Origin of the sequence: Leifsonia sp. NPDC058194 (genome assembly GCF_042883605.1) — a bacterium.
Classification (GTDB): Bacteria; Actinomycetota; Actinomycetes; order Actinomycetales; family Microbacteriaceae; genus Leifsonia.
Genome location: NZ_JBHVVL010000001.1, coordinates 310,652 through 328,379, shown reverse-complemented (window position 1 = coordinate 328,379; position 17,728 = coordinate 310,652). Strand labels below are relative to the sequence as shown.

General features: G+C 69.6%; 15 protein-coding genes. 7 read left to right on the top strand and 8 right to left on the bottom strand.

The window, feature by feature from the left end:
- Positions 1-22 precede the first annotated feature (22 nt).
- Positions 23-2,668, bottom strand: coding sequence for a family 78 glycoside hydrolase catalytic domain (locus tag ACFVU2_RS01485; RefSeq protein WP_387870121.1), 2,646 nt, complete (start codon positions 2,666-2,668; stop codon positions 23-25).
- A 127-nt stretch (positions 2,669-2,795) separates the two neighbouring features.
- Here ACFVU2_RS01485 and uidA point away from each other — a divergent pair, with 127 nt between their 5' ends.
- From uidA to ACFVU2_RS01460, 5 genes are read left to right on the top strand one after another with little or no spacing between them, the layout of a single operon-like run.
- The gene (gene uidA, locus ACFVU2_RS01480) at positions 2,796-4,613 is read left to right on the top strand and encodes a beta-glucuronidase (protein ID WP_387870119.1); all 1,818 of its coding nucleotides are present in this window, start codon (positions 2,796-2,798) and stop codon (positions 4,611-4,613) included.
- Entirely contained in the window at positions 4,610-5,848 is a 1,239-nt protein-coding gene (gene manD, locus ACFVU2_RS01475) for a D-mannonate dehydratase ManD (protein ID WP_387870117.1), read from the top strand. Before uidA ends, manD begins: the two co-directional genes overlap by 4 nt.
- A 47-nt stretch (positions 5,849-5,895) precedes the next feature.
- Positions 5,896-7,269, top strand: a complete 1,374-nt coding sequence (locus tag ACFVU2_RS01470; protein ID WP_387870115.1) for an MFS transporter — start codon at positions 5,896-5,898, stop codon at positions 7,267-7,269.
- A 1-nt stretch (position 7,270) separates the two neighbouring features.
- Positions 7,271-7,795: a gluconokinase gene (locus ACFVU2_RS01465; RefSeq protein ID WP_387870113.1), complete on the top strand. Its 525-nt coding sequence runs from the start codon at positions 7,271-7,273 to the stop codon at positions 7,793-7,795.
- Entirely contained in the window at positions 7,792-9,423 is a 1,632-nt protein-coding gene (locus ACFVU2_RS01460) for a hypothetical protein (protein WP_387870112.1), read from the top strand. The genes ACFVU2_RS01465 and ACFVU2_RS01460 overlap by 4 nt, the downstream gene beginning before the upstream one ends.
- 62 nt (positions 9,424-9,485) lie before the next feature.
- Here ACFVU2_RS01460 and ACFVU2_RS01455 read toward each other — a convergent pair whose 3' ends face one another.
- Positions 9,486-10,094, bottom strand: coding sequence for a TetR family transcriptional regulator (locus ACFVU2_RS01455; RefSeq protein WP_387870110.1), 609 nt, complete (start codon positions 10,092-10,094; stop codon positions 9,486-9,488).
- A 96-nt stretch (positions 10,095-10,190) separates the two neighbouring features.
- Between ACFVU2_RS01455 and ACFVU2_RS01450 the strand changes: the two genes are divergently transcribed.
- Entirely contained in the window at positions 10,191-11,024 is an 834-nt protein-coding gene (locus ACFVU2_RS01450) for an SDR family NAD(P)-dependent oxidoreductase (protein ID WP_387870108.1), read from the top strand.
- Positions 11,025-11,077: 53 nt separating this feature from the next.
- Here the strand turns inward: ACFVU2_RS01450 and ACFVU2_RS01445 are convergent, their stop codons facing one another.
- From ACFVU2_RS01445 to ACFVU2_RS01435, 3 genes are all read right to left on the bottom strand, one after another.
- Positions 11,078-11,374, bottom strand: coding sequence for a DUF2277 domain-containing protein (locus ACFVU2_RS01445; protein ID WP_387870106.1), 297 nt, complete (start codon positions 11,372-11,374; stop codon positions 11,078-11,080).
- 26 nt (positions 11,375-11,400) lie between these two features.
- The gene (locus ACFVU2_RS01440; protein WP_387870104.1) at positions 11,401-12,345 is read right to left on the bottom strand and encodes an NAD-dependent epimerase/dehydratase family protein; all 945 of its coding nucleotides are present in this window, start codon (positions 12,343-12,345) and stop codon (positions 11,401-11,403) included.
- A gap of 131 nt (positions 12,346-12,476) precedes the next feature.
- Positions 12,477-13,313: an alpha/beta fold hydrolase gene (locus tag ACFVU2_RS01435; RefSeq protein WP_387870103.1), complete on the bottom strand. Its 837-nt coding sequence runs from the start codon at positions 13,311-13,313 to the stop codon at positions 12,477-12,479.
- Positions 13,314-13,571: 258 nt separating this feature from the next.
- On the opposite strand from ACFVU2_RS01435, the gene ACFVU2_RS01430 reads away from it, so the two are divergent.
- Positions 13,572-13,916, top strand: a complete 345-nt coding sequence (locus tag ACFVU2_RS01430; RefSeq protein ID WP_387870101.1) for a carboxymuconolactone decarboxylase family protein — start codon at positions 13,572-13,574, stop codon at positions 13,914-13,916.
- 15 nt (positions 13,917-13,931) lie between these two features.
- Here the strand turns inward: ACFVU2_RS01430 and ACFVU2_RS01425 are convergent, their stop codons facing one another.
- From ACFVU2_RS01425 to ACFVU2_RS01415, 3 genes are all read right to left on the bottom strand, one after another.
- A complete protein-coding gene (locus ACFVU2_RS01425; protein WP_387870099.1) occupies positions 13,932-14,306 on the bottom strand; it encodes a VOC family protein in 375 nt (124 codons plus the stop codon).
- A gap of 92 nt (positions 14,307-14,398) precedes the next feature.
- Positions 14,399-14,791 (bottom strand): SRPBCC family protein, encoded by a 393-nt coding sequence (locus tag ACFVU2_RS01420; protein ID WP_387870097.1) that lies wholly within the window; start codon positions 14,789-14,791, stop codon positions 14,399-14,401.
- 149 nt (positions 14,792-14,940) lie between these two features.
- Positions 14,941-17,625, bottom strand: a complete 2,685-nt coding sequence (locus tag ACFVU2_RS01415) for a lamin tail domain-containing protein (RefSeq protein WP_387870095.1) — start codon at positions 17,623-17,625, stop codon at positions 14,941-14,943.
- Positions 17,626-17,728: the final 103 nt, after the last annotated feature.

Below are 17,728 nucleotides of genomic sequence, written 5' to 3'. Positions count from 1 at the left end.
CCGAGGCTGTGCTGCCTCCCGGTTACACAGCTCCCGTGAGGCGGAAGGCCCCGGCGCTGACGACGGTGGCCGTCCCGTCGGGTAGTACGACGGTCCCGGTCGTCCCCGCTGGGACCGTGCCGGTGACGGTGATCGTGCCGTCTTCGATGCGCCACGTCGCCTCGATCGTGCCCTGTGGCGTGACGTAGTGCCCCTCCGCCCAGGTCACTCCGCCGCCCGGAACCGGCCGCAGCACGAACGACTCCCAGGCCACCGATCCTGGAGCCTGGTCGAGGCCGAGAAGGTGGGTGTGGAGGAAGCGCACGACCGCGCCCTTGGAGTAGTGGTTGAGGGAGGCGAAGGCGCGGCCGTCCTCGTCCACGCCGTCCCAGTCCTCCCAGATCGTGGTCGCGCCGCGGTCGAGCATGCCCAGCCACGAGGGCGACGTGCGCTGGAAGAGGAGCTCGTAGGCGACGTCGGTGTGCCCCGTCGCCACCAGCGTGGGGAGGAGGTCCGCCGTCGACAGGAAGCCAGTGCCGAGGTGGGTGCCCGCGCGGCGGACGAGCTCGACAAGGCGGGCAGCCGCGGCATCACGTAGTGCCTCAGGCACGAGGCCGAAGCTCAGCGCGCGCACGTGAGCGGCCTGGGTGTCCTTCGCGGTCCGGCCGTCGTCGGCGAGGAACTCGATGCGCCACGCGTCCCCGACCTGCTCGGCGAGGGTGGCGTAGCGCGCAGCGTCCGCGTCGCGGCCGAGCACGGCGGCGATCCGCGCGAGCGTCGACGTGGAGCGGAACAGGTACGCGGTGCCGACCTCGCCCTTGTCCTCCATGAACCACGCCATCGGGTTCGCCTGCAGCGGGTCGACGAGCGTGCCGTCCTCCGCGCGCTCCTTGGGCTCGCACCACTCGCCCCAGTGGAATGAGCCGTCCCAGAGGAACTCCTCGTGCGGGAGCGGCTCCGCCGATCGCTCGATGCGCGACGGATGACGTCGCGTGCGCGCGGTGGTCAGCGCCCAGTCGACCCAGCGCTGCATCGCTCGCCAGTTCGTGCCGAGCTCGTCGCGGTCGCCGTAGGTCTCGTAGAGCACCCACGGCACGTGGACGATCGCGTCGCCCCAGCCGGCTGAGCCGGTCATCTGCGCGACCTGGAGCTCGGGATGCCGCTTCACCTGGCGGCCGTCGGGCGAAAAGTTCGCGATTCGGCCATCGTCGAGCTGGTCGTCGCGCACGGACTGAAGCCACTTGCGGGTGAAGCCGTGCACGTCGAACAGGCGCACGGCCGTGGAGACGAACACCTGGTAGTCGCCCGTCCAGCCGATGCGCTCGCGCTGCGGACAGTCGGTGGGGATGTCGACGGCGTTGCCGCGGAAGCTCCAGTCCGCGATCTCGTACAGGCGGTTGAGGTCGTCGTCGCTGCACCGGAAGGCTCCGGCGGGCGCGAGATCGGTGTTGACGACCTGCATGGTGACGTCCGCCGGCGAGAGGGGCAGATCGCCGCGACGGATGCGCGCGTATTGGAAGCCGTGGACCGTGTGGCGCGGTTCGAAGACCGAACTCGCCGCGCCGTCGGAGACGACCTCGTCGCGCTGATCGAGCACCACCAGCCCGTCGCCCTCGCGCTCGGAGTCGAGATGCGACATGTCCAGGTCGCCCACGGGATCCAGGTGCTCGCCGTGCTCGATCACGGTGCGGGAGCCGCGCGGGCCCAGGTCGTCCAACCGCACCCAGCCGGACGCGTTCTGGCCGAAGTCGGCGATCCAGTCGCCCGAGTCGAGGCGGGTGAGGGAGGTCGGCGACCGCTCTTCGACTCTCCGCACGGGAGGCGCGGGCGACCACGAAATGGGAGGCGCGGCGACGACGTCGACGCGGGCGGGGCCGAGTTCGACCTCTTCCACGGTCAGGTCGATGGCCTGGCCGTCCATGAGGCCGGCGCGCACGATCTGCGAGGTCCAGCTGGTCCAGGAGGCGTCGGTGCGGACGATCTCGGTCGAGCCATCGTCGAAGGTGAGGTGGAGCTCGGCGCGGGCGGCGATGTCGTCGCCGTCGGTCCAGGCGGCGCGCGCGTGGAAGGCGCCGACCTGGCCCTGGTACCAGCCGTCCGTGAGCACGAGCTCGACCGTGTTGTCGCCGGCGACGAGCGAGCCCGCCACATCGGCGGCTTGCGCGTAGACGGTCTTGTCGTACGAGGTCGTGCCGGGCGAGAGCTCGGCGGTGCCGACGCGCTCGCCGTTGACGAAGGCCTCGTAGACGCCGAGTGCGGTCGAGTACAGGCGGGCGTGGCGCACCGGGCGGCTCACCGGGAAGATTCGTCGGAGGGAGTGGCCGGGCCGCTTCCCGAACACGTCCGAGTCCGCGGCGGCAAGCGCGACGGGCGAGATCCACTCGGCGCTCCAGTCGGCGTCCAGCAACCCGACCTCGAAGGCGTGCTCGTCGCTCCAGCCGCCACCGGCGGCGCGCACCCGCCACCGGACGCGCCGGCCGCTGGTCAGCGGGTGCCACGGCCACGCGTTCAGCCGGTGGCCGGTGGTCGTGGTCGTCGGAAGGGGGACGTCGTCGACGTGCGCCAGCAGCTCGTAGCCTCTAGCGGCGTCGGGCACGGGCAGCCAGGACAGCCGCGGTGCGGCGCCGGAGACGGGGAACTGATCGCCGCCCGTGTCGATTCGCAGGCCGGTCGGGGTGGTTTCGGTCATCGGCGTCATCGCCTCCAGTACGCGTCGGGAGCAGAGTTCCTGGCACCAGTATGGCAATCGCTTGCCGAATTGTGCAAAACCTGCTGTACTGAGTCCACTGTCCCCGCAGTGCCGCGTAGGAGAAAGCATGCTCAGCACCCGAACCACCCCCACCCGCGACGTCGTCACCCTCGACGGTCTCTGGCGCTTCGCGCCCGACACCGCCATTGACGACAACCCATGGGCCGCCCAGCTCGACACCGCGCTCGAGGCGCCGGTCCCCGCCAGCTACAACGACCTGTTCGTCGATCCTGCCATCCGCGACCACGTCGGCGTCGTCTGGTACCAGCGGAAGGCGCGCGTGCCGAGGGGTTGGGCGGGGGAGCGGGTCGTGCTGCGGTTCGGCTCGGTCACGCATGCGGCGAAGGTCTACGTGGGCGATGCCCTCGTCGCCGAGCACGTCGGCGGCTACACGCCGTTCGAGGCGGACCTCACCGATGTCGTCGCGGCGGGCGAGGAGTTTCGTCTGACCGTCGCGGTGGACAACCGCCTGACGAACATCACCATCCCGCCGGGAACGGTGACGACCGGACCAGATGGCCGCGAACGCCAGAGCTACCTTCACGACTTCTTCAACTACGCCGGCATCGCCCGTTCGGTGAAGCTCGTCAGCACCCCGGCCTCGTACATCGACGACATCGCCGTGACGACCAACCTGGACGGCGCCGCCGGCGTGATCGACTACGCCGTACGAGCGGCGGGCGAGCCTGACGTGGAGGTCCGGGTGCGAGCCCTGGACGAGTCCGGCGCGACGGTCGCGACCGGCGAGGGCGCCACCGGAACGTTTCGTATCGAGGACGTGACGCTCTGGCAGCCCGGCGCCGCCTACCTCTACGACCTGGTCGTCGAGCTGACGCGCGTCGGCGTCGTCGTCGACAGCTACACTCTCCCGTTCGGCGTGCGCACCGTCGAGGTGCGCGGAACCGAATTCCTCATCAACGGCGAGCCGTTCTACTTCACCGGGTTCGGCAAGCACGAGGACACCCCGGTGCGCGGCAAGGGCCACGACGACGCCTACCTCGTGCACGACTTCCAGCTCATGGAATGGACCGGCGCGAACTCGTTCCGCACGAGCCACTACCCCTACGCGGAGGAGGTGCTCGACTTCGCCGACCGTCACGGCATCGTGGTCGTCGACGAGACCGCCGCGGTGGGCCTCAACCTCGGCGTGCAGGGCGGTCTCACGGGCATCCCGCCGACACCGACCTTCGCCGAGGAGAACTTCGGCGGCGAGACGAAGGACGTGCACGCGCAGCACCTGCGCGAGCTGATCGACCGGGACAAGAACCACCCGAGCGTCGTGATGTGGAGCATCGCCAACGAGCCGGCCTCCAACGAGGAGGGCGCCCGCGAGTACTTCGAGCCGCTGGTGGACCTGACCCGCGCACTTGACCCGACTCGTCCCGTGACGTACGCCGCCGTCATGTTCGCCACCCCGGCGAACGACAAGATCGGCGACCTCTTCGACGTCCTGTCGATCAACCGCTACTACGGCTGGTACGTCTTCACCGGCGACCTCGCCACCGCCGAGAGCGTGCTGGAGCAGGAGTTGCGCGGCTGGGTCCAACGCTTCGGCAAGCCGATCATGATGTCGGAGTACGGTGCGGACACGCAACCCGGCCTCCACTCGGTATGGGACATGCCCTGGACGGAGGAGTACCAGACCGACCTGCTTGCGACCTACCACCGGGTCTTCGACCGCATCCCGGAGTTCGTGGGCGAGCACATCTGGAACTTCGCCGACTTCATGACCGGTCCGGGCATCCACCGGGTGGACGGCAACAAGAAGGGCGTCTTCACCCGCGACCGCAAGCCGAAGGGCGCCGCCTTCTCGCTGCGGAACCGCTGGCGGGGACTCGACGGAAGCAAGCCGGGGAACGCCGGCCAGAAGGAGGACGGCAAGTGATCATCGACAAGGCCGAGGTCATCGTCACCAGCCCGGATCGCAACTTCGTCACGCTGAAGCTGACGACTGCGGACGGCGTGACCGGCCTAGGGGACGCCACCCTCAACGGGCGTGAGCTCGCGGTCGTCAGCTACCTTACGGACCACGTTGTCCCCCTCCTCATCGGGGCGGACGCCAGCCGGATCGAGGACACCTGGCAGTTCCTTTACCGCAGCGCCTACTGGCGTCGCGGTCCGGTGACGATGGCGTCGATCGCCGCTGTGGACATGGCGTTGTGGGACATCAAGGGCAAGGTTGCGGGGTTGCCCCTCTACCAACTCCTGGGTGGCGCTTCACGCGATGGACTGCTCGCGTACGGCCACGCTTCGGGCAAGGAGCTGCCGGAGCTCTTCGACAGTGTCCGCTCGCATCTCGAGCAGGGATACCGGGCGATCCGCGTCCAGACCGGCGTGCCCGGGCTGAAGGCGATCTACGGGATCGCGTCGCAGGCGTCCGACACCGGCGGCGGCGAGGCCCGCTACGACCACGAGCCGGCTCGCCGCGGCGCGAAGCCGGTCCAGGAGGACTGGGACACCCGTGCGTACCTGCGCCACCTTCCCGGTGTGTTCGAGGCCGTTCGGAACGAGTTCGGCCCGGAGATCCCGCTGCTGCACGACGGCCACCACCGGATGACGCCGATCCAGGCCGCGAAGCTCGGGAAGTCGTTGGAACCGTACGACCTGTTCTGGTTGGAGGACTGCACCCCGGCGGAGAATCAGGAGGCGTTGCGTCTCGTCCGCCAGCACACCACCACCCCGTTGGCGATCGGCGAGATCTTCAACACGGTCTGGGACTTCAAGGACATCATCCGCGACCAGCTCATCGACTACGTCCGGGGTGCGGTCACCCACATGGGCGGCATCTCACCGCTCAAGAAGACGCTGGACTACGCGGCCCTTTACCAGATCAAGTCAGGGTTCCACGGCCCCACCGACATCTCTCCGGTGGGCATGGCCGCCCAGATGCACCTCGGCCTCGCGATCCACAACTTCGGCATCCAGGAGTACATGAAGCACGGCGCCAAGACCGACCAGGTCTTCCAGCAGTCCTTCACCTGGAGCAACGGGCTCCTGCATCCGGGCGACGAACCTGGTCTCGGCGTGCAGCTCGACATCGACGAGGCCGGCAAATACCCCTACGAGCAGGCCTACCTGCCCTACAACCGGCTCGCCGACGGCACCGTCCACGACTGGTAGCACCCCCGCGCACCATCCCGAACCGTTTGACGAAGGAGTCAATCAGCATGCGCAAGTACAGCAATCTCGACACGAAATCATCGCGAGCCGTCCGGGTCGAGGCCGCCACGGTCCTGCCGACCACCGCCGGCCCGGCGGCCGGACCCCAGAACCAGGAGCTCAACGGTCCCGACCTCGTTGCGCCGCCGCTGAAGCGGGTGAGCGCCAGCTATTTGTTCTGGATCACGGTCGCCAACTTCGGCGCCGGCATGGCCATGATGGTCCCGCTGTCCTACGCGCTCGCGGTCCGTATCTCTGAGCTCGAGCCGGGGCACGAGGAAGTGCTCGGCTACGTCACGGGATCGGCCCAGCTCGTCTATCTCGTCCTGAGCCCGCTGCTCGGCGTCTGGAGCGACCGTCTGCGCTCGCCGTTCGGCCGACGGACCCCCTTCATCGTTGTCGGCTCCCTTCTCGGGCTGGTGGCGGTGTACTTCGTGGCAATCACCCCGAGCCTGCTGTTGATCGGCGTCGGCTGGGTGATCGGCCTCCTGGGCTGGGCGACTGCCGGGCAGGCCATTCAGACCCTGCTGGCCGACAAGGTCCCCGAGGAGCAGCGCGGACGTGCCTCGGCGCTGACCGGCATGACGAGCCAGATCGCGCCCGTGTTCGGCATCGGCATCGCGTACGCCGTCTCGTCGTCGACCGTGCTGATCTTCGTCGTGCCCGGGATCGTCGGCCTCGTGCTCGTTCTCGCGTTCGTGTTCATCAAGCGCGAGGGCAGCTCGCGTGACATCGTCCGCAACGACACCATCGGCGTGAAGACTTTGCTCAGCAGCTACGTCTTCAACCCCCGCAAGCACCCGGACTTCGGCTGGAACTGGCTCGGCCGCTTCATCTTCTTCATGGGCCTCTACTTCAACACCACGTTCGGCACCTTCTTCTACGCCCAGCGACTCGACATCCCTGTGAAGGAGGTGGCGGGAATCGTCGCCGCCATCGGGATCATCGGCGTCGTGGCGGCGACAGGTGGCGCACTCGTCGGCGGATTCCTCTCGGACAAGCTCGGCCGCCGCAAGCTGTTCACCCTGATCGGTGCTCTGCTGTTCGTGGCCGGTGCCATCGTCGAGGCGTTCGCCCACTCGATCGTGCCGCTGATCGTCGGTTCGGTGATCATGCAGCTCGCCATCGCCGCGTTCAGCGTCGTCGACCAGGCCATCGTGTTCGCGGTGCTGCCGAACCGCGCGGAAGCCGGGCGCTACCTCGCCGTCGTCGCGTTCGCCCAGAAGATCCCGAGCGCGATCGCGCCCCTGATCGCACCCCTGATCATCTTGATCGGCGCCGTCGGAGCCGAGAAGAACTACACGATCCTGTACCTGGTCGGCGCGGTCTTCGCGCTCGTTGGCGGCCTCATCATCCTGACCAAGGTGAAGAGCGTCCGCTGAGATGGAGAGGAACGTCACGACTCCGGCGATCGTCGTCATGGGGGTCTCCGGATCCGGCAAGACAACGGTCGGACAACTGCTCGCCGACCGGCTGCGCGTGCCGTTCGTCGACGCCGATGACCTCCACCCGCCGGCCAACCGCGCCAAGATGGCAGGCGGGACGCCTCTCACCGACGACGATCGCGCGCCGTGGCTCGAGGCGGTGGGTCGCGCGATGAGTGCGGCCGACGGGGGAGTCGTCGTGGCCTGCTCCGCGCTGCGCCGCCGCTATCGGGACACCATCGCTGCGGCAGCGGAACGCCCCGTCCGATTCGCGCACCTCGCCGGGCCCGAGGCGCTCCTGCACGAACGGATGGCGGCGCGTGAGCACTTCATGCCGCCGGCACTGCTGCGCTCCCAGCTCGACACCCTCGAACCTCTCGACCCCGCGGAGCCCGGCCGGTCGTTCGCGACCGCCGAAGAGCCCGCGTACATCGCTTCCCGCATCCACGACTGGATCACGACAGAGAAGGACGCCGCCGCATGACCGACACCACCGTCGAGACTGACGCCACTGCCCGCACCGAGACCGTGGAGGGTGACCTCGGACGCGTCGAGCTCTCGACGCTACCGCTCCCCGCACACGTGCGGCCGGAGAGTGCGACGTACACGTTCACGGGCTCCGTTTTCGTGCTCTACCGGACGGACGACGATCCCGTCGGGCAGGACTGGTTCCACGCCGCGATCGTCGCCGACGACGGCTCGGACTTTCGCGAGATCTTCTCCGGGCCCATTCCGCGCAAGCCCAGCGCCAACGGCGTTCGGCATATGCCGTTCACCGACAACCGCCGCGTGCTGCTCGGCGACCATGTGCTGGAGGCGGCGCCCGACCTCGACTCCGCGACCTCCACCGAGCTCGTGGATGTCGAGTATCCCTGGGGGCTCGACTCCGACCCGCTCACCTCCCATCACTGGTCGGAGATCATCGTGTCGCCCGATGGCGAGAGGATCGCCTGGACGGCCCTCCGCACCGACATGACGGCGATCGTGGCGCTCGGCGAGCTGCGCCGCGACGCCGACCGCTACACGATCGCGGATCCCGTGATCATCAGCAGCGCGGACATGCTCACGGCCGATCCCGGGCGCGACGGCTACTACACGGCCCGCGCGATGCTCGGCGGCGAGGTCAAACAGTTCGTGCGCGGCGGCTCCGCGATCTCGTCCGTCGGCGACGGCGGCGGCCCGCTCACTGACTCGGTCGTGCAGGACCTCACGGCCGACCGGATCGAGACGCTCACGCGCGCTCCGGGCTACGACGAGACGACCATCCTGTCGCCCGACGAGCGCCTCGGGATCGTGATGACCTCGCGGGCCTCGCACGGCACCGACCCGGTCTTCCTCGGCCTCGTGCCCCGCCCGCACGCCAAGCTGGTCACCGCGCAACTCGCCTGGGTCGTCTACCTCTACGTCGTCGACGGTGTCCGCCGGTTCCGGCCTGGCAATGTCGGTCCGGTGCTGGTGGACCTCGAGCGATCCGCCACCGACCCCGACTACGTCGGCACTCCGCTCCTGGGCGCCGATGACTCCTGGGTCTACGTCTCCCCGATGTCGTGGCACCCCGGTGGTGCCCGGACCATGTGGATGGAGATGGTGCGCGGCAGCGGCGGCGAGGCCGAGCGCACCCTCCGCATCCGTCTCGCCGAGCTCCTCGACCACACGCCCGGCGAGCCCGTCGCGACCGTGCCCACTCCCGCGGCCCCGCCGTACGCGATCGGTGGAGACGAGGCGCGGACAATCATCGGCCGCACCGCCGACACCGTTCCGACCGGCCGCATCGCAGGCGCCCACTCGGGGCATCTGGAGTTCGAGCGATCGTCGGACGGCCGCGGCAACTCTTCAGCCCTTTCCCGCTACGTCGACTACAGCGACGACGGTCTCAGCTTCTACAACGGGGAAGAGAGCTTCCATGGCTCGATGCTGGGCGGCGTCGTCTATGAGGCCGACCTGGAGGTCACCGGCGCGACGAGCGGCGAGATGCGGCTGCGAGCAGAGTGGTCGGGCGTGCAGGAGGGTACGCGCCTTCTGTTCGGATCGGGTGAGGACGGGGAGCAGCGCAGCCGGGGGTTCGCTCGCTATGGCGGGCGAACGGTCCGAATCGAGGATCTGGTCGAGTAGCGGGCCGGGAGGGGTACGCCAGCCGGGAGGGTGGCGCCGGGCAGGCTCGGTCGCCGGCGGGCTCAGGGGCCCGCCGGTACGCCCGTCACAGCGCCAAGGCCGCCGAGGGCGCGCTTCACCGCGGTCACGGGGGCGAGGGTCTCGTCGTCCTGCACCGCCCACCAGCCGATCCCTGCCATGATCGCTGCGAGCACCGCGGCCGCGGCCGACTGGGGAATCAGGTCGTCCGGTGTGAGCCCGAGCCGACGCGCGAAGAACGCCGCGGTCTCCTCCCGCCACTGACGGTAGGTCTCCGGTCGGGTGCTCTCCAGGTTCGGCTCGGTCGCGATGATGCGCATCCGGGCACGACCGACCGCAAGCGCATCAGCGTCCTGTTCGAATACCTGGACGACGACCGCCGTGATCGCGTCGAACGGGGCGAGGCGGTCGTCGGCGTGGCGCAGGCTGGCACGGAGCGCGTCGATGGAGCCCTCTATCCCGCCCCAGACGATGTCGGCCTTGGCCGGGAAGTAGCGGTGGAGGGTTCGCACGCTGACACCCACCTCGTCCGCGATGCGGGACATCGTGACGGCGCTGTATCCGTGCTCGCGCAGGACATCGATCGCTCGCGCGCGCAGGTCGTCCTCGTCCACGAGGGGCGGCCGTCCGCGGTTCCTGCCCGGTTCCATCATGCTCCGACGGTAGCCGAAACCGGAGCCGGGGCTGCGCTCCAACTCATTTATGACATACTCTGCAGTAAATCGATTCCGATGATCAGGAGGACACTGATGACTTACCCGTTCGCCGACGTTTCGAGCGCTTCCATCGCAGAACTCGTCTCCCTCTCCGGCCGTCGCGCCGTGGTCACCGGAGGCGCGCAGGGCCTCGGACGCGCGATCGCCGCCCGCCTCGCCGAGGCAGGTGCCGACCTCCTCATCCTGGACATCAACGAGGCGCCCGCTAAGGAGACAGCAGCGGAGTTGGCTGCCCAGTATGGCGTCCAGGCGATCGGCACGCAGGCCGACGTCTCCGACACGGCGTCGGTCGTCGCCGCCGCCGACCTCGCCGTCTCCGAGCTCGGCGGCCTCGACATCTGGGTGAACAACGCGGGCCTCTTCCCGAACGCTCACGTACTCGAGATGCCCGACGAGATGTGGGACCGGGTCTTCGCGGTGAATGCGCGCGGAGTCTTCCTCGGCTCCCGCGAGGCGGCTCGCCGCATGGCGGCCGACGGTAGCGGAGGCGTCATCGTGAACATCATCTCGACCGCGGGCTTCCAGGTCGCCTTCCCGGGCATGGCCGCCTACGTCAGCTCGAAGCACGCGGCCGCCGGACTCACCAAGTCCCTCGCGGTCGACCTGGCGCCGCTGGGCGTGCGCGTGCTCGGCGTCGCCCCGAGCTTCGTGCCGACCGAGGGGAACATCGCAGCGGGGAAGGCCGCCATGGAGCAGGCCGCCGCTGCCGGCATCGAGATCCCGCCACTCGACGTCATGACTCAGAGCCGCATCGGTCGCATCGGCACGCCGGACGACATCGCGCGCGTCGTGTTGTTCGCGGCGAGCGACCTGTCCATCATCATGACCGGGAGCACGCTGCTGGCGGATGCGGGGGAGACGCTGTAGAGCTCACTCGGGGATGAGACGTGCGCAACTGAGGGCGAGACCAGCGTCGCGCCTCACACCGACGCCGTGCGGATCCTGACCTCGCGCTCCATGCGCTTCTCGTGGCGCTGCCGGCCCTTCACGGCTTCGGCCTCCCGCGTCTTCGGCGGCGCGTTGGTGACCAGCTGGTCGAGCATCCGCCGGGTCGCCAGCGCGATCTCCTCGATGGCCTCCTCGAACGCCGGGGTGTTCGCCCGGGACGGATGGGTGGATCCGCTGACCTTGCGGACGAACTGCAGGGCAGCCTCCCGCACCTCGTCGTCGGTGGTCGGCGGTTCGAAATTGTGGAGGCAGCGGATGTTGCGGCACATGCCGCGACGATAGTCCCGATCCGTGCTCACATTCCAGTGCCCGGACCGCGTGCGGTCGAGGCTGCGACCGTCGCCGCGACCGCATCCGCCGCGGGGGTCGCCCGCACCCCGAACGTGCTCTCGAACGCGCTGGAGTCGAAGACGTAGGGGGACGTGTACTGGTACGCCATTTCGAGCGTCTCGCGTGCGGGACCGTTGAAGAGGGCACCGAGGCGCATGGCGGCGGCCCCGAGCACGGAGACCGGAGCGGTCGGGCCGGCGGCGAGCCGGACGTACTCGCTCCCGGTGAGCGGGGGTGCGGTCGGAAGGTGCCAGGTCTGCCCGCTGCCGTCGGACTCCGCGCCGAGCAGGGCGAGCGCGTCGCCGATGTCGGGGGTGAAGGTCATCGAATGCGGCTGGTCGGCGTCGAAGAGCCAGGTGCCCTTCTTGCCCGCGACGATCCGATCGACGGCGAACGTGTTGAAGACGCTCGTGGCCGCGCCCGGGCCGTAGAAGTCCGCACTGCGGCCCACGGTGAAGCGCAGACCTCGCGCGGCGGCATCCGCCAGCGTGCGGAGCGCGGCGGCACGGACCCGGCCCTTCCTGCTGACGGGCGCGATCGGCGTGCGCTCCGTCATCGGCTGCGGGCTGCGGCCGTACGCGTACACGTTGTCGAAGTACACCAGGTGCACATCGTGGCGGAGGGCGGCGTCGATCGCATTGCCCAGGATGACCGGCCACTGCTCCGCCCACACCCGCGACGAGTAGGGGAGGCCGACGGTGAAGAACGCCGTGTCCGCCCCGCGGAGCGCGCGGTCGACATCCGCGGCGGCGAGGAGGTCCGCTGCGAGCGTTCGCCCGTCACTCGCCGTGTCCGGCCGCCGGGCGACCGACAGCGGATCGGCGCCCCGCTCTCGGAGGGCGCGGAGCGTCTCCCGGCCGACGACGCCGGTTCCGCCGAGCACGACAGGGGAGGAGGGGTGGCTGCTCATGCACCGCATCCTCGCAGATCGCGGGAACGTCCCGACATCGTTCGTCCGCTCCCCTGTCCCCGCGAACTCGAAGCGCAGACGGCGCACCGGGTGGCACCCGGTGCGCCGTCCGCACGCTCGAACCGGCTCGGCTACTGCTGGATGAAGGCCAGGATGTCGGGGTTGATGACGTCGGCGTGCGTGGTCAGCATGCCGTGCGGGTAGCCCTCGTAGATCTTGAGGGTCGCGTTCTGCAGAAGCTCGGCCTGCTTGAGCGCCGCATCCTTGTACGGCACGACCTGGTCGTCGTCGCCCTGCAGGACCAGGACCGGCACGGAGATCGCCTTCAGATCGTCCGTCTGGTCGGTCTCGGAGAAGGCCTTGATGCCCTCGTAGTGGGCGAGTGCGCTGCCCGTCATGCCCTGGCGCCACCAGTTGGCGACGACCGGCTCCGAGACGGTGGCTCCGGGGCGGTTGAAGCCGTAGAACGGCCCGGAGGCGACGGCCTGGAAGAACTCGGCCCGGTTCGCGGCCAGCGCCTCGCGGAACCCGTCGAACACCGCGAGCGGCGTCCCTTCGGGGTTGGCGTCCGTCTGCAGCATCAGCGGGGGGACCGACGAGACCAGCACGGCCTTGGCGACACGCCCCTGCGGCTCGCCGTACTGGGCGACGTAGCGGGCGACCTGGCCGCCGCCGGTCGAGTGACCGACGTGGACGGCGTTGCGCAGGTCGAGGTGCTCGACGACGGCCGACGCATCGCTGGCGTAGTGGTCCATGTCGTGCCCGGTGCCGATCTGCGAGGAGCGGCCGTGACCGCGGCGATCGCTGGCGACCACCCGGAAGCCCTTGCCGAGGAAGTAGAGCAGCTGGGCGTCCCAGTCATCGGCCGACAGCGGCCAGCCGTGATGGAACATGATCGGCTGGGCGTCGTGGCTGCCCCAGTCCTTGTAGTAGATTTCTGCGCCATCGTCAGTGGTCACAAACGGCATGATCAACCTCCAGGTTCATGTCGCGCCGAGGTGCGCGGAACGACTGTGGGATGCGCTCTCTCGTCGAGCGGGGGAGCGTGCCTTCACGATAACCTCCGGAGCAGCGTCCGGAACACCTCCCACTTTCTCGGATTTTCCGCCGCGCATGCTCCGGCATGAACGGCGCTCCGTCACGAACGGCAATCCGGTGCCGCCGGCGGATGCGGTCTCGGGTAGCGTCGGTCCGCCCGCACGGGCGCACACCACGAGGAGCGATGCATGAGCGACTACTTCGATCGCGAAGCCGACAAGAAGTACACCCGGGTCTATAAGAAGGAGACACCGGACATCCTGAAGGCGTTCGTCGATTTCGACGAGGCGGTCTTCGCCCCCGAGGGCCGCGCCATCCCGCTGAAGTTCCGGGAGCTGATCGCCGTGGCCGTCGGGATCACCACGCAGTGCGTCTACTGCATCGACGCCCACTCGCAGCGGGCCGTGGCGGCAGGCGCGACCGAGCAGGAGCTGGCCGAAGCGGCCTGGGTCGCGACCGCCATCCGTGCCGGGGGAGGCTTCGCCCACGGCCGCCTCGCCTTCAAGTTCGGCGACGCGGAGCACACGCACTGACCGGATTTCGGCCGATCAGTGCGCCGGGAGCGGCGCGAAGAAGTTGACGAGGTTGCCGTCGGGGTCCGTGACCAGGAGTGAGCGGTTGCCCCACGGCATGTCGGCCGGCGCCAGCACGATGTCGACGGATCCCTTCAGGTCGCGGTAGGCCGCGTCCACATCGTCGACCCGGAAGTCCAGGCACACCGAATGGTTGGCCTTCGCGCGCATCCCGCTGTCTCCCATGGCGGCGACGGTGCGGGTGCTCGCGATGGCCAGCTTGCCCGACGGCGTCACCAGCTCGGCGAAGAGCGGATGGATGCGATCGGCGGCGATGCCGGTCACGCGTTCGTAGAACGCGACCATCCCGTCGACGTCGTCGGTGAAGATGCGGGTGGCTGCCAGATCCATGGTGTCGGATCCCTTCTGGTCGAGACGGGTCCGTGATCGGGCCCGTCTCCGACGCTAGGCGGGATTCAGGCCGGAAAGCGTCCGCAATACGGTCACGCCCTCGACGCCAGGTTCTCGGCGATCGACGCGAGAGAGCCGTCGAGGGCCTCCTGCATGCCGGGGAACTGGGACGTGGTGTGGATGGTCAGCTCCACGCCGTCGTCCGTCAGCCGGAGCGAGCCGTGATAGTCGTGGGGGCCGGGAGCCGACCAGGTGATCCGGCGGGCCGCGCGGTCGACGTCGAAGGCCGCCTCGGTGGTGACGGTCTCGTCGACGCCGTCGCGGTCGGCGTCGACGTGCGCCGTCGTCTCGACCTTGCCGTCAGGGAGCTCATGGGCCGCCGTCATGCGCGGGAAGTAGTCGGGGAGGTTCTCCGGGTCGGAGATGTAGTCGAAGTACTCGTCGGCATCGCCCTCGAGCGGCCGGGTCGCGGTGTATGTGGGCATGCGGCGACGGTACGACGCGGAATCCCGCGCCGGGAGGCATTGACGGGAAGCGCTCGAGGGTGTCGCGGCCACGACGGATGGCCCCCGCGCCTCAGCGCGGGGGCCATCGGCGCAGAGGCCATCGGCGCAGGGGCCGTCTGACCGGGGCGTTACGCCCCGGTCGTCTGCGCGCGCGTGCGGCGGCGGATCAGCATCCCGGCACCCGCCAGCAGCAGGGCCAGGGCGGCGAGAACGGCCGAGCCGCTCAGGTCGGAGCCGGTCGAGGCCAGTGCCGACGTCCCCGAGCCGCCCGTGGCGGCGACCGTGGTCGCCCCACCGGAGGCGGCGACGATCGTGAACGGGGTGGAGGCGACCACGGTGCCGTCGATCGACGCCGTGATCGTGTGGGCGCCCGCGGCGACGTTCGGCACGGCGAAGCTGAAGCTCAGCGACCCGTTCGCGTCGCTCGTCGCCGTCCCGAGCAGGACCGGCGTCGAGTTGAACACGAAGCTGACGACGGTGCCGGGGGTGACATTGGAGCCGGTGACGGTGATGCGGTCGCCGACCGTGCCGGTGCCCGCGGAGAGCGTGAGCGCGGGAACCGGGACCTGCACCGGCGGGACGCCCTGCTCGCCGAGCTTCAGGTCGCAGGAGATCCGGCCGCTGTAGAGCGCGTGGCCCTCACCGGCGCTGCCCGTGCCGGTTCCGTACACGCCGTCGTCCGACCAGACCGCCTCCTTGGTGCCGTCGACGCAGGTCGAGCTCGGCGCCAGGGCGAAGCCCTCCAGGTTGTCGACGGGCAGGCCGGCCGGCTTGTCGTACGCGACCTCGGGAACGATGGAGCCGGTGCTGCTCACCTTGAGGACGGTCGAGACGACGCCGCAGGTGTTGTCGCACAGTGCCCAGATCCGCTGTGCGTCCGCATCGAAGGCGACGTCCATGACGTGGCCCATGCCCGTGTCGACCACGGACACGCGGTGGAAGGTGCCGTCGGAGTTGAGCGCGTAGGCGTACAGCTTGCCGTCGTTCTCGAGCGCCGCGAAGTAGAGCCCGGTGCCGTGCTTCGGGTAGTCGGCCGGCTTGTAGGTCGCCCCCGTCGACTGGTCGACGAAGCCGTTGCCGGTCAGGTAGCTGTCGGGCACGAAGGTGACGCCCTCGAACCCGAGGTTCGCCTCGGTCTTGTTGCCCGCGTGCAGCTCGGGGAACTCCGCGGTCAGGTCCCACTGGGCGGTCGCGACCAGCTGGGTGCCCGGCTGGGTCGGATCGATGCGGAGGATGGAGTTGAGCGGGATGGTGTTCGCCGCGTTGTTGCGCTCGGTCGTGACGTAGAGCGCGCCGTCCGGGCCGACCGTCAGGCCTTCGGAGTCGGGCTGGTTGGTCGCGGTGTCGGTGCTGCCCGGGAAGAAGATCTGCTTTCCGGCGCCCCAGCCGTTGGTGGTGTCGGCGACCCAGAGGCCGTCCTGCTTCACCATCCGGAAGACCCAGCTCTTGTTCTTGACGCTGTAGAGCACGTTCGCGTTCGTTGGGTCGAAGACCAGGCCGCTGACGTCACGGCCTTCGGGGCCGGTCGTGGTCGTCCAGGCGCACTGTTTGTCCGAGACGGTCACGTCCGCGCTGCCCGGCCAGGCGGCGGGGGTCAGCGCCGTCGCGGGGAGGGTGCCGGTGCCCGAGGGTGCCTCCGGCTGGCAGTTCAGCGTCGGGGTGCCCCCGTTGCCGCCGTCGGCCGGGTTGGTGAGGGGCGTCGCGCACGCGCCTGCGTTCGACGCGCCGAAGCTCTTGTCCTTCACCGAGACGAACGCGCCGGAGCCGTCGGGGCAGCGCGCGAAGGCGCCCGCACCGAAGTTGTTGCCCTCGTCGGTGCCGGCCTCGCCGGCGGTGTAGTCGACCGAGTCCACGAGGGTTCCGGCGGTGCCGTTCGCGCCGTCCGGGAGGTACAGCTTCACGCTGTCGCCGCCGCTGCCGAGGCCCTTGGTCGAGGAGAAGTAGACGTAGCCGTGAGCGGGGACGACCGTGGTCGCGGTCCCGTCGGCCAGCTTCGCCGAGAAGGTCGTCGCAGCGCTCGCGGCGCCGCTGTCGATCTGCAGCCACCCTGCGATGCTCACGTCGGCCGAGCCCGTGTTGACCAGCTCGATCGCGTCGCCGACCGGGGTCGCGCCGTTGTCGGACGAGACCTCGTTGATGCGGATGCTCGCCCAGTCGGGGGTCGTCCCGCCATCGGCCGGTGCGAAGCGGCTCGTGCCCGGCGAACCGATGTCGCCCGCGGTCGACGCCCACGACGACTCGGAGTCGCCCACGGCGGAGAGCTGCCACTGCGAGGCGTCGTTCGCCCCGAGCGCGGCATCCGTCTTCGGAACACCCGAGACGCCCTGCGTGCGCGGCCCCTTCGCCGTTCCTGCGCCCTGGTCGTTGTAGGTGAGGCTGTCCACGAGGTTCGCGACCGGGTCCGATCCGTCGAAGATGTTGATCTCGTCCGCGCGGCCCAGGCTCGTGGTGTTGCCCGCGAGGATCTTCACGTCGGCGCCGAGCGCCCACTCGCTGCGGAACACCGCATCCGTCGACTCCGTGACGATCGCGGACTCGCCGACGGCGAGGGTGCCGAGGCTGTCCAGCGGGACGGTGCCCGGCGCACGGCTGTCGTCGTCGAACGACCATCCGGCGAGGCTGACCGGAGCCGAACCGAGGTTGGTGATCTCGAAGAACTCTCCGGACGAGGCGAGCGGGTTGTACATCCACTCGGTGATCCGGACGGAGGGGGCGTCTGCGGCGCTCGCCGCGGTCGGCAGCGCGACGACGAGGGCGCCGGCTGCGGCGGTCGCGGCGAGGACCGCGACGGCGCGGGAGAGGTGAGGTCTCATGAGACCGGACGCTATCGATGCTGCCGGTACCGGAAGGAAAGCGACGGTGAACGGACGGGGAACGGGCGGGTCGGGCGGCATCCCGAACCCGGGGTGCCGCGGC